The sequence below is a fragment of the Polynucleobacter necessarius genome (assembly GCF_900095215.1).
In the GTDB taxonomy this organism is placed as follows: domain Bacteria; phylum Pseudomonadota; class Gammaproteobacteria; order Burkholderiales; family Burkholderiaceae; genus Polynucleobacter; species Polynucleobacter necessarius_H.
The window spans coordinates 701,649-713,580 of record NZ_LT606949.1 but is presented as its reverse complement, the minus strand read 5'-3'; the positions used below and the strand labels follow the sequence as shown (position 1 = coordinate 713,580).

General features: G+C 46.4%; 9 protein-coding genes and 5 pseudogenes. 5 read left to right on the top strand and 9 right to left on the bottom strand.

What is annotated here, in order from left to right; translation table 11 throughout:
• Nucleotide 1: 1 nt before the first annotated feature.
• From DXE35_RS03930 to DXE35_RS03920, 3 genes and pseudogenes are all read right to left on the bottom strand, one after another.
• Nucleotides 2-1,864, bottom strand: coding sequence for an alpha/beta fold hydrolase (locus tag DXE35_RS03930; protein ID WP_114689639.1), 1,863 nt, complete (start codon nt 1,862-1,864; stop codon nt 2-4).
• Nucleotides 1,865-1,899: 35 nt separating this feature from the next.
• A pseudogene (locus tag DXE35_RS03925) lies at nt 1,900-2,546 on the bottom strand (3-oxoacid CoA-transferase subunit B).
• 42 nt (nt 2,547-2,588) lie between these two features.
• A pseudogene (locus DXE35_RS03920) lies at nt 2,589-3,289 on the bottom strand (CoA transferase subunit A).
• A gap of 157 nt (nt 3,290-3,446) precedes the next feature.
• On the opposite strand from DXE35_RS03920, the gene DXE35_RS03915 reads away from it, so the two are divergent.
• The 4 genes and pseudogenes from DXE35_RS03915 to DXE35_RS03900 all read left to right on the top strand — a co-directional run bounded on the left by DXE35_RS03915 (nt 3,447) and on the right by DXE35_RS03900 (nt 7,027).
• Nucleotides 3,447-5,117 (top strand): electron transfer flavoprotein-ubiquinone oxidoreductase, encoded by a 1,671-nt coding sequence (locus DXE35_RS03915; protein ID WP_114689638.1) that lies wholly within the window; start codon nt 3,447-3,449, stop codon nt 5,115-5,117.
• An 82-nt stretch (nt 5,118-5,199) separates the two neighbouring features.
• Nucleotides 5,200-5,586, top strand: coding sequence for a lactoylglutathione lyase (gloA, locus tag DXE35_RS03910; RefSeq protein ID WP_114689637.1), 387 nt, complete (start codon nt 5,200-5,202; stop codon nt 5,584-5,586).
• Between the two features lie 2 nt (nt 5,587-5,588).
• Nucleotides 5,589-6,761: pseudogene (locus DXE35_RS03905) on the top strand (GNAT family N-acetyltransferase).
• A complete protein-coding gene (locus tag DXE35_RS03900; protein WP_114689636.1) occupies nt 6,758-7,027 on the top strand; it encodes a DUF1289 domain-containing protein in 270 nt (89 codons plus the stop codon). Before DXE35_RS03905 ends, DXE35_RS03900 begins: the two are co-directional and overlap by 4 nt.
• 41 nt (nt 7,028-7,068) lie before the next feature.
• On the opposite strand, the gene DXE35_RS03895 is transcribed toward DXE35_RS03900, so the two are convergent.
• Nucleotides 7,069-8,676 carry an ABC-F family ATPase gene (locus DXE35_RS03895; protein WP_114689635.1) on the bottom strand — a complete coding sequence of 536 codons (1,608 nt, stop codon included), beginning with the start codon at nt 8,674-8,676 and terminating at the stop codon, nt 7,069-7,071.
• 135 nt (nt 8,677-8,811) lie between these two features.
• Here DXE35_RS03895 and DXE35_RS03890 point away from each other — a divergent pair.
• A pseudogene (locus DXE35_RS03890) lies at nt 8,812-9,132 on the top strand (acyl-CoA dehydrogenase family protein); the annotation flags it as partial.
• Here the strand turns inward: DXE35_RS03890 and mnmH are convergent.
• The 5 genes and pseudogenes from mnmH to DXE35_RS03865 form a co-directional block, all read right to left on the bottom strand.
• Nucleotides 9,122-10,210 carry a tRNA 2-selenouridine(34) synthase MnmH gene (gene mnmH, locus DXE35_RS03885; RefSeq protein WP_114689634.1) on the bottom strand — a complete coding sequence of 363 codons (1,089 nt, stop codon included), beginning with the start codon at nt 10,208-10,210 and terminating at the stop codon, nt 9,122-9,124. The pseudogene DXE35_RS03890 and the gene mnmH overlap by 11 nt on opposite strands.
• 6 nt (nt 10,211-10,216) lie before the next feature.
• Complete coding sequence (locus DXE35_RS03880) at nt 10,217-10,636, bottom strand: acyl-CoA thioesterase (RefSeq protein ID WP_114689633.1); 420 nt, start codon at nt 10,634-10,636, stop codon at nt 10,217-10,219.
• A gap of 21 nt (nt 10,637-10,657) precedes the next feature.
• A complete protein-coding gene (locus DXE35_RS03875; protein ID WP_114689632.1) occupies nt 10,658-11,002 on the bottom strand; it encodes a protein tyrosine phosphatase family protein in 345 nt (114 codons plus the stop codon).
• Between the two features lie 38 nt (nt 11,003-11,040).
• A pseudogene (locus DXE35_RS03870) lies at nt 11,041-11,488 on the bottom strand (DUF6691 family protein).
• Between the two features lies 1 nt (nt 11,489).
• Entirely contained in the window at nt 11,490-11,927 is a 438-nt protein-coding gene (locus DXE35_RS03865) for a YeeE/YedE family protein (protein WP_114689631.1), read from the bottom strand.
• Nucleotides 11,928-11,932 lie beyond the last annotated feature (5 nt).

The following is an 11,932-nucleotide window of genomic DNA, read 5'->3' as shown; positions in this document are numbered from 1 at the left end:
ATTAGCTAAAGAACTCTTTTGCCAAAGCAATTTGTTCTGGCTTTGCAAATGCAGGAGCATGACCCACATTCGGAATTTCAATGCTGCGCGCATAAGGATTTACCTTACACATTTTGGCAACAGTTGCTGCAGATAGTAAATCTGAGTTGCCGCCACGCACGATTAGCATAGAAATATGAATTTGCTTAAAGGCATGCCACATCGCCATTTCACCAGCCTTGGCCATGATAGGGTTCACAGAAGCAAAAGGCACAGAAATATCTGGGTTGTAATGCATGATCCATTTACCATCCTTCTGAACCAACATAGGGCCGTTATAGCTTTCCCACTCTTGCGGCGTGTGCTCGCCAAAACTAGCGCATATTTCATTCAAACGATCAAGTGCGTCAGCACGATTTGCAAAAGCAAATGGCTGACCTACGTAAGAACCTAAACGCTTAATTGCCTCAGGCTCAATTCGCGGTCCAACATCATTAATTAGCATGCGGCGTATTGGGGAATTTGGCATAGCGGCATACACCATACCAATAAGACCGCCCATGGATGTGGCAAACCAATCCACTTGTGACATACCGAGTTTTTTCACTAAGGCGGCAAGATCGGATACGTACTGTGGTACTGCATACATCATTGGATTGGATAAGCGATCAGAATCGCCCCTACCAACTATATCTGGACAAACAACGTAATAAGCCTTGCACATGGCTTGCGCAAGCATCTTAAAGTCACTACCCCTTCTTGTAAGGCCGTGAACGCAGAGTAATACTTTATTGCTTGGTCTTTCCGATACGTGATAAGCCATGCGGTACCGCTCTTCACCACTTGAACACTCTACATAACAAGTTTCACCATCATGAAATACATTTGCTGCCTGAGCTTCATTGTGAATTTCATGACTTACATGATCATGGTCTTCACCAACCTCTTCTGGCTGCAAAGTCACATGATCAATTCCGTGCTTATTTAGAAGCATCGCATTAATCCTAGACATGATGTCCGGCCGCTCTTGCATATTGGCAATTTTAATATGACCAATAAGGGCTGGAAAACTAGGGGTCATTTCCCATGCATACAAATCATGAACTGCAAGTACGCCTGGAACATTTTTCAGTTCAGTTCCAACCTCCAGATAGTTAATATGAAGCAGCACACCTTCCATCAAGAAGTGATAGGACTCATGCAAAATGGAAATAATCGACTTCAGAATCAAAAGTGATACCAAAATAGAGAGAATGGCATCCATTGGCATCCAACCAGTCAACTGAATCACAACACCGGCAATTAATGCCGCAACCGACCCCAATAAAGCACCGATCACACGGACCAAAGCGGCGCGAGTATTTACACTCTTTTTGTCGCGCGATAACACCCAAGCGACAACGATATTCATGGCCAAGCCCACTGCAGCGACCACGGTTACCGTGAGTCCATCGACTTTATGCGGATCATAGAAGCGGCTAATCGCCTCCACAATAATCCAAGCCACCAAAGCCAACATCACAATACTATTCACAAATGCAGCCAATGCTTCAGCGCGCCCAAAGCCAAAAGAATGTTGAGGAGCTGGCAGTCTACGAGAAATAATTTGCGCCAATAAAGCCAGACCCAACGCCGCCGCATCAGTCACCATGTGACCAGCATCTGATATCAATGCCAAGGAATTAGCAAAGTATGCCGCGGCGGCGTCTATACCTGAAAAACCTAAAGTAAGTACTAAAGCAATTAAGAGCAGATTTTGATTGGAGGCTTGCTTGCTATGAGTATGCTTTGCATCGCCTTTTTTGTGAGCGTGCAATGAGGGATCAAGCTCAGATTGATTCTGAGTCTTTGACGGCTTCGAGTGGAAATGATGGGTGCCCGACATGGTGAACCCATTATTCCATTACAAGATGGTCGTTGTTAGAAGCCTGTTGTATCAACAGGGGCACCGGTTTTAGCAATAACCTCTTCCTTCGTCACGCCTGGTGCCAGCTCAACCAACTTCAAGCCCTTTTGGGTGATATCGAGCACGCAGAGGTYCGTAATGATCTGGCTAATAACGCCAACGCCCGTTAAAGGCAATGTGCATTTTGGCAAGATTTTGAGCTCTTCAGTACCGTCCTCTTAGCTACGTGTTCCATCAAAACAACCACGTGCTTGACGCCGGCAACTAAGTCCATCGCACCACTCATACCTTTGACCATTGTTACTGGAATCATCCAGTTAGCCAAATCAACGTGCTCACTCACCTGCATTGCGCCCAACATGGCAATATTGCTTTTGCCGCCACGAATCATTCCGCATGAAGCAGCAGAAGCGAAAATAGACGAGTCAGGTAGCGTCGTAATTGTTTGCTTGCCCGCATTGATTAAGTCAGCGTCAATAGTCTCTTCGGTTGGAAATGGGCCAATACCCAACAAACCGTTATCTGACTGAAGCCACACTTCCATCTCTTTTGGCACATGGTTCGCTACCAATGTAGGCATACCAATACCCAAGTTCACGTAGTAACCATCTTTTAACTCTTTGGCACCACGCGCCGCCATCTCATCTCTATTCCAAGGCATTTCGATATTCCTAAATATTCTGTTCTATTGCTGTTTGGGTAATTACGCTTGAGCAGTCAAAGTACGCCGCTCAATCCGCTTCTCAGGTGTTTTATTAATCACCAGGCGATGCACATAAATACCCGGTGTATGAATCTCATCTGGATGCAGTTGACCGTTCTCGACAATCTCTTCTACTTCAGCAACCGTGATCTTGACAGCCATTGCCACCACTGGATTAAAGTTACGGGCCGTATAGCGATAGACCAAGTTACCGGACTTATCCGCCTTCCAAGCCTTAACCAACGAAATATCGGAAACGATCGAGCGCTCCATGATGTATTTCTCACCATCAAATTCTTTTTCCTCTTTGCCTTCAGCAACCAATGTATCCACACCTGTTTTAGTGTAGAAAGCCGGAATACCACATCCACCAACGCGTAGTTTCTCAGCCAAAGTGCCTTGTGGAGTAAATTCCAACTCCAATTCACCCGCTCAATATTGCCGTTCAAACTCTTTGTTTTCACCCACGTAAGAGGCAACCATTTTCTTAACTTGACGAGAATTGAACAATAAACCCAAGCCGAAACCGTCAACGCCTGCGTTATTGGCAATCGCCGTCAGGGTTTGAGCGCCAAGATCCTTGACCACCTGGATCAAAGCCTCAGGAATACCGCAGAGGCCGAAACCACCTACAGCCAATTTTGTCCGTCTTTTAAGATATCCCGCAGGGCATCAACTGCCGATGGGTAAGTTTTATTCATAACTTTTGTCCTAATATTCCAAAATGGGTAAAAAAGCAATCATAACGCCTCAGACTCCCGAAACTAGGCGGTCTTGACACTAAATCCGTTTTTGCCAGTTCGAACTAAACTATTCGGGCTTAAATGCCCTATTTTTGAGAAATTTCGGAGAAATTGAATGAATTCTGCCAAGCTAGTTGAGCAATTTGGTCCTAGAGACTCGATGGACTATGACTTAGTCATTGTTGGGGGTGGCCCGGCCGGCCTATCCGCTGCTATTAAAGCCAAACAACTAGCTAATGCCTCTGGCAAAGAAATCAGCGTTTGCGTTCTGGAAAAGGGATCAGAAATTGGGGCTCATATTCTTTCGGGCGCAGTCATGGATCCGAAAGCGCTTACTGAGTTATTCCCCAACTGGAAAGAATTAGGCGCGCCACTTGACACCCCGGTTTCTGGAGATCAATTTCTATTCCTAACCAGCGATAACTCATATCAAGTGCCAAACTGGATGTTGCCGCACTGCTTTAAAAATGAAGGCAACTATATTGTGAGCCTTGCGAACGTAACGCGTTGGCTCGGTCAACAAGCTGAGAATCTAGGCGTAGAAATTTTTCCAGGCTTTCCTGCTGCGGAAATTCTCTATAACGAGCAAGGTGCAGTATGCGGAGTAATTACTGGCTCAATGGGTCTGGATAAAGAAGGTAATCCTACTGACCAGTTTCAACTTGGTATGGAGTTACGCGGCAAATACACCCTTTTCGCGGAAGGCGCACGTGGTCATCTTGGTAAGCAACTCATCGCTAAGTTTTCATTAGATAAAGATGCGGATCCACAAAGCTACGGCATTGGCATCAAGGAACTCTGGGAAGTGGAACCCTCTAAGAGCAAGCCTGGATTGGTTGTCCACACTGCGGGTTGGCCATTAGAGAGCGCCACCTACGGCGGCTCATTCCTCTACCACTTAGGCGATAACAAAGTGGCTGTTGGCTTGGTTGTGGGTCTCTCCCACAAGAACCCTTACCTCTCCCCATTTGAAGAGTTTCAACGCTACAAGCTACATCCAAAGATCCGAGAAACCTTTGAAGGTGATAAACGTATTGCATACGGCGCACGCGCGCTCACTGCTGGCGGATTAAATAGCCTTCCTAAAACAGTATTCCCCGGTGGCGCACTCATTGGTTGCGATGCTGGCTATTTAAATGCCTCCCGAATCAAAGGTAGTCATGCTGCAATTAAAACCGGTATGCTTGCGGCGGAGGCGGCAGTAGCAGCGATCAATGAGAATCGCTCTGAAGATGTTTTATCCGCTTACCCAACAGCCTTCCAAAATAGCTGGCTGTATACAGAACTCAATCAAGCGCGAAACTTCAAGCCATGGATGTCCAAAGGACTTTATGTTGGCACTCTAATGGTAGGTCTGGAGCAAAAGCTTTTAGGCGGCAATATGCCATGGACAGTGCACTTGAAACATGCTGATCACGAGTGCCTAGAGCCCGCAGCACAACACAAACCCATTGACTATCCAAAGCCCGATGGCAAGATCACATTTGATCGACTCTCCTCTGTATTTATTTCCAATACAAACCACGCTGAGAATCAACCTATTCACCTAACCCTGAAGAATGATTCAATTCCTGTAGGCGTGAATCTCGAAATCTATGCAGGTCCAGAGCAACGCTACTGCCCCGCTGGTGTCTATGAGTTTGTGGAAACTGACGGCAAACCGCGTCTACAGATTAATTCACAGAACTGTGTGCACTGCAAGACTTGTGACATCAAAGATCCTACTCAGAACATTGTCTGGGTTACACCCGAAGGTGGTGGTGGCCCGAACTACGCATCAATGTAAAGAAATAAAAAAGCAAGCCCCGGTTCTATGCCGGGGTTTTTCATTCAACACACGATTTAATAAATAGCGTTATATTTAACTCATGATGATCCTGCACACCATGCTTCGCGTTGGCGATTTGAATCGCTCAATTAATTTCTACACCAATGTACTGGGTATGAATTTGCTGCGTACGACAGAGCGTCCTGAGCAAAAATATTCGCTTGCCTTTGTGGGATACGGCAAAGGCAATGCGGATGGTCAAGCAGAGATCGAACTCACCTACAACCATGGAGTTCATAGTTATGAACTAGGAACAGCCTATGGCCATATCGCAATTGAAGTTCCTGATGCCTATGCTGTTTGCGCCAATATTCAGGCGGCTGGTGGTAATGTTATCCGTGAGGCTGGTCCTGTAGCTGGAGGTGACACCATCATCGCCTTTGTAACCGATTCCGATGGCTACAAAATAGAGCTTATTCAGCGTTAATCGTGGCGGCGCCCGATTCACTTCAACTTGCAATACTCGATCGCTTAAGCGATATCCCCCGCGAAGAATGGAATGCCCTACTGACTGCGGATGCGGGATCTTTTCTTTGTCATGAATTTCTTAGCACACTAGAGGAAACAGGCTGCGTTGGAGGAAATACTGGGTGGCAAATCACCCATTTACTCTTGCGAGAATACGGAAAACTCATTGGCGCAATGCCTTTGTATTTGAAACAACATTCCTACGGAGAGTTTGTGTGTGACTGGTCGTGGGCGCAAGCCTATGAGCAACAAGGGATGCAATATTACCCAAAGACACTCTGCGCTATTCCATTGACGCTCGTACAAGGATCGAGAGTCCTGACTGCCAATGGCACTGATGCCAAAGTGGCTCGGCAATACTTAACCGAAGGATTAAAGACTTTAGTGATTCAAAATAATTTATCGTCTGCGCACGTGTTATTTCCCAATACACTAGAAGTAACAATCCTTCAGGAACAAGGCTTTATGTTGCGTGACTCAGTGCAATTTCATTGGCACAACCAAAGTTACGAGTGCTTCGAACAATTTTTGTCTGCCCTCACTATGAAGCGCCGCAAGAATATTCGACGCGAACGTGAACAAGTAGCGTGAGAGAACGTTAACTTTAGGCATATCCCAGGACATTCGTCAGCTGATGCAGATTGGGAATTCTTTTATCGCTGTTATGAAAATACTTACCTAGAGCATCACGCTAGTCCTTACCTCAACGAGGCATTCTTTAAGCTGTGGGCGCAGCGTATGCCAGAGAATTTGCACTTGATTATTGCGGAGCGCAATGGCAATCCTATTGCCGCTTCATTACTCGTAATTGACAAAGACAATTCCAAAGCTTACGGAGGATATTGTGGCGCCATTGAGTATGTACCCTGCTTGCGCTTTGAAACTGCCTACTACCAAGCAATTGAGTACTGTATTGCGAAGAAGATTCAAGCCTTTGAAGGGGGCGCTCAAGGCGCACATAAGATGGCTCGTGGCTTTTTACCAACCACCATTCAATCCGCGCATTTCATTGCGGATCCCCAGTTTGCAAAAGCGGTCAAACACTTCCTAGATCGCGAGCATCAAGGCATAGGGGCATATGTTGATGAGCTTGCCGAGCACAGTCCACTGAAATCGTCTAAAGTACAGCCATGAATTCTGGAAGCAACGATGTCAAACCACTATCGCAAGATGGCTCTCACTCCCTATTAACCGGGGATGATGAATCAGACTCGCCATGCATCGGCGTATGCACAACCCTTTACGATGAGATTTGCCAGGGATGTGGACGCACCCTGAATGAAGTAAGTAACTGGATATTCTTTTCTGACGATGAAAAAGCATCTGTATGGAAGCGCATTCGGGCAGAAGGCACTGCAACACGCTTCCAACGACAAGCCAAAGAAAATAAGCCCACTTAGGGGCTTATTTAAGATCTTACTTTTAATTACTGAGGATGCTTTTAGCCTTCTAAGGCTTGGCTACGTAAATACTCTTCATAGATTCCAGAGTAGTCTACTACAGTGCCGTCCATCTTCACTTCCAAGATGCGATTGGCTAGTGCGGATACGAACTCACGGTCATGAGAAACAAATATCAAAGTACCATCGAATTTTTCGAGCGCAATTTGTAAGCTCTCAATCGATTCCATATCCATATGGTTGGTCGGCTCATCCATCGCGAGCACGTTATATTTTTGGAGCATGAGTTTGCCCAAAATCATTCTGCCCTTTTCACCACCAGAAAGGACTTTGACAGACTTGCCAATGTCATCACCAGAGAACAATAAACGACCCAATGTGCCACGGATTACCTGATCATCGTCGCCTGTCTTGCGCCAATTGTTCATCCAGTCCATCAGCAACTCGTCTTTGGCAAACATCTCCGTATTGTCCTGGGGCATCACGCCAACGTTGGCGTTCTCAGCCCACTTCACATCCCCACTATCAGCGGCGATACCATCAAAGCGCTTACTCAGAATAGTTTTGAGAAGAGTGGTCTTACCAGCACCATTTTGTCCGATGATGGCAATCTTTTCGCCGGCGCGTACGCCAAGCTTAAAGTTTTTGAAGATGGTGCGGTCATAGGCTTTAGTCAGTGCATTGCACTCAACTGCCATATTGTGCAATTTCTTCTCAGTATCAAAACGAATAAATGGATTTTGACGTGAAGAAGGTTTCACTTCAACAATCTCAATTTTCTCCAACTGTCTCTGGCGTGAGGTAGCTTGACGCGCTTTAGAAGCATTTGCAGAAAAGCGCGCCACGAAAGCTGCTAATTCAGCAATTTTTTCTTTGGCTTTTACGTTATTGCTTAACTGTTGTGTTCGTGCCTGCACAGAAGCAAGCATGTAGGAGTCGTAGTTGCCTGGGTAAACCTTTAAGGTTCCATAGTCCATATCAGCCATGTGCGTACAGACTTCGTTGAGGAAGTGACGGTCATGGGAAATAATGACAATGGTGCTCTTAATTTGATTAAGCATGTCTTCAAGCCAGTGAATAGAGTGAATATCCAAGTTATTAGTTGGCTCATCAAGCAGCAATACATCTGGATCAGAGAACAAGGCTTGCGCAAGCAAAACGCGCAACTTCCAGCCCGGAGCAACGTTGCTCATCAGACCATTGTGTTTCTCGATTGGAATACCAATTCCTAATAACAACTCGCCTGCTTTCGCTTCAGCGGTATAGCCGCCGTATTCAGCGTATTTACCTTCGAGCTCGGCAGCCTTCATGTAATCTTCATCGGTAGCATCTGGGTTGGCGTAGATCGCATCACGTTCCGCGGCAGCTTTCCACATTTCTTCATGACCCATCATCACGACGTCGAGCACGCGTACATCTTCGTAGGCGAATTGATCTTGACGCAACTTACCTAAACGAATGTCAGGATCCAAACTCACGTTGCCGCTGGTTGGCTCGAGCTCGCCGCCCAAAATTTTCATGAAGGTGGATTTACCGCAACCGTTTGCACCGATAAGGCCATAACGATTGCCACCGCCAAACTTCACGGAGATATTTTCAAACAGAGGCTTTGCCCCAAACTGCATGGTGATATTAGATGCTGACAGCACGGATGTTTTCTAGCTTTCTGAAATGCAATGGTCGCCCCGAAAGGGGCAAAGACGGTTATTTTAACGGCTTAGCCGTCTTTGTTGGCAGGAACTCCTGGGGCTAGCTAGACTTTGACTCTAAATGGGGTGAAATAAAAGAAGTTGGCTGATATGCAAACAGAGATCGCCTTAGGACTCCAGGACTGTTTACGCTTAGGCCGCATGAAAGATGAAGGGATTGCCGCGCCTGAGATTACCTCCATCATGAAACGCAACTCTTGTGGCAAGTCTTTAGATATTGCGCGCATGGCGCGCGATATGCATGGCGGTAACGGCATTTCTGATGAGTACGGCGTTGGGCGACATATGCTCAATCTTGAGGTTGTGAACACCTATGAAGGCACTCATGATATTAACGCCCTAATCTTAGGTCGTGCACAAACTGGTATGCAGGCTTTTAGTTCACTTAGTATTTGATTAACGAAGACCCTAGCTTATCTAGAGTGGCCTTTGCCGCTTTGGTGAAGGCCTCATCACTATCATTTTCTAGTTGTACAAAATTCTCGATATTGTATTGAGGAAAGTTGCGCATGATCGATGATTGATATGAGGGGTCGTAATGCTTTACCAACAGCGCCTCAACAAGTTCTGGAACATTTCCCGCATCAATCGCTTCATTCCATTTAGCAATCTGCATTTTTCCATAATGAGCGGTGAGCAGGGCAAGCTTGCGCTTGAAATTATCGGTATCCGTTAAAAAGTGATGGTATTCATGAATCAACCAGGAGACACGAGTCTGCATGCTCGATCTCAGCTCAATGCAGGCTCCATTGCGTATTTTTTCCATCAAAGCGTCGGGTACATGCAAGCCACCTACTTTCTTGCTTTCTGATTCCACAAAAACAAGTTTTGAGGGGTCTAGACCGCGTAATGCATGCCACAAGGCCGTCTCAAACCCTTTTTGAGATGGCTGGTCAATATTAGGCTCATTGCCCAGCGCCGAGCCACGATGCACGGCTAAACCTTCTAAATCCAGGATCTGAGCACCCAAGGCGCCGATCTCTTGCAACACCCTAGTCTTGCCGCTACCCGTCATCCCACAAATCACCTGAAATGAAAATTGATTCGCGGCTTGATCGAGACCATCGATCACTGTACGACGAAAGCCTTGATAGCCACCTTCCAATTGTTTCGCCTTCCAACCAATTCGATTGAGGATGTGGGTGAAAGCACCACTTCGCTCACCACCTCGCCAACAATAGATTAGCGGCCGCCATTCACGAGGCAACTCCAAAAGATGATTTTCTAAATGAGTGGCAATATTTTTAGAAACCAATGCAGCACCAAGTTTTTTGGCCGCAAAGGGAGCGACTTGTTTATAGAGCGTTCCAATCTTGGCACGCTCTTCGTTATCCAGCACTGGGTAATTCACTGCACCCGGCATATGGTCTAAAGCAAATTCCGCAGGCGATCTAACATCAATAATGAGATCAAAGCTATCAAGCTCTGATAGAAATTGGTCTAACTTTAGGATGTGGGGATTGCTGGGTTGCACGATGAACTAGCGCAACCTCTCTAAAACATGCTCAGGCCAATTGGCCGATTTATTGGTCGTGAGATCAACCAAAACCATAGTGGCGCCAACAATCGCAGCCTCGACATCAGGCGATGTGGTCAACGTCATATTCGTGTAAACATCGAGACTGGTTCTACCAATGGCACCAATGGAGGTCTTTAATATCAACTCGCCAGGGAAAGAGAGTTGTTGACAAAAATTACAGAAGCCATTGAGCATCAACATCGATTCGCGACCAGGAGCCACTTCGTAACCCATGGCAGTAATCCACTCACAGCTGGCTTGCTCCATGTATCTAAAGTAAACCGTATTGTTGACATGGCCGTATGCATCCATATCCCCCCAGCGAATGGGCATGATCATTTCATGAACCAGCTTTCGCTCTTCCGGAATGGTGATGCGCATGACTGTAGAAATACTCTTGGGTTAACCTACTTGCAATGCAAGTTGATACAAGTTTGTAGAGCGTGCGCCTGAACGACAAAAAGCTAAAACAGGGCCTGGTAATGTTTTTAAGAGGCGTGCCATTTCTTGAACCTGCGCAGGAGTAAATGCACCTGGTACAACTGGCAAATAAACATAATTCAAACCCAGCTTTTCCGCTTCCGCCTGAATCGACGCATGCGTAGGTTGACTTGGACCACCCTCGCCATCAGGGCGGTTATTAATAACGCTCTTGTAGCCTTGTTTAGCAATTTCAGCCAAATGGCTTGGCTCAATTTGGCCAAGAGTGCCGAACTGAGCGTTATGACAAGAAATAGGAAGACTCATGAGACCCTCTATATTGAACAAATAGGGATAGAGAGATTCTAAATCAGGCTTGTCAGATGTTTGTGGGCTACAAAGAAGCATTCGCAGAGCTCCATCCCGATCAGCATGGAAACCACAAATACCAAAGCTTTGAGGTGACCGACACCCAAGGCAACGAGGGCTGGACCCGGGCAAAATCCGGCAATCCCCCAGCCTGCGCCAAAAATGAGGCTGCCAACAATGAGTGGCTTCGAGATATCCGTACGAGTTGGGATGTGTATGGCGCCGCCACAAAAAGCTTCTGTTCTTTTGCTAACCACATAGAAACCACATAAACCCACTAATACAGCACCCAACATCACAAACATCAACGAAGGATCCCAGTTGCCAGTCAAATCCAAAAAAACCCCACACCTTTTGAGGGTTACTCATGCCTGAGATGATCAAACCCCAACCAAAAAGGACGCCAATTGCATACTGACTCAGAAGGCCAAAATGTTTTTTCATCTTAGACCCCAATCAAGTGACGCAGAACGAAAACAGTCAAGAAGCCTGCGCCCATAAATGACAGGGTGGCAACCAGCGAACGCGGTGACAAGCGAGCAAGTCCGCAGATGCCATGCCCACTAGTACAGCCGGAGCCATAATGGGCGCCAAATCCAACCAAAAGACCGGCTATCACAATCGCCAGCCAATCCGACTCAATCTCTACCACGGGAAAGATGCCAAAGCATAATGCCGCCAGAAAAGACGCGCTAATCAATCCCAAAACCAAGCTAATGCGCCAGGCTGAATCGCTCAATTTTGGATGTAGCAATCCGGCAATAATTCCACTAACTCCCAAAATACGTCCATGCAATAAAACATATAAGGCTGCTGCAACCCCCAGAATCATCCCGCCTAGCAAGGAAGGAATGGGGGTAAAAGATATCCAATCAATTTGCATTATTC

Excerpts from the sequence above, each read along its gene's own strand:
- DXE35_RS03930 (WP_114689639.1), bottom strand. The coding sequence starts at position 1,864 with ATGTCGGGCACCCATCATTTCCACTCGAAGCCGTCAAAGACTCAGAAT.
- DXE35_RS03915 (WP_114689638.1), top strand. The coding sequence starts at position 3,447 with ATGAATTCTGCCAAGCTAGTTGAGCAATTTGGTCCTAGAGACTCGATG.
- gloA (WP_114689637.1), top strand. The coding sequence starts at position 5,200 with ATGATGATCCTGCACACCATGCTTCGCGTTGGCGATTTGAATCGCTCA.
- DXE35_RS03900 (WP_114689636.1), top strand. The coding sequence starts at position 6,758 with ATGAATTCTGGAAGCAACGATGTCAAACCACTATCGCAAGATGGCTCT.
- DXE35_RS03880 (WP_114689633.1), bottom strand. The coding sequence starts at position 10,636 with ATGCGCATCACCATTCCGGAAGAGCGAAAGCTGGTTCATGAAATGATC.
- DXE35_RS03875 (WP_114689632.1), bottom strand. The coding sequence starts at position 11,002 with ATGAGTCTTCCTATTTCTTGTCATAACGCTCAGTTCGGCACTCTTGGC.
- DXE35_RS03865 (WP_114689631.1), bottom strand. The coding sequence starts at position 11,927 with ATGCAAATTGATTGGATATCTTTTACCCCCATTCCTTCCTTGCTAGGC.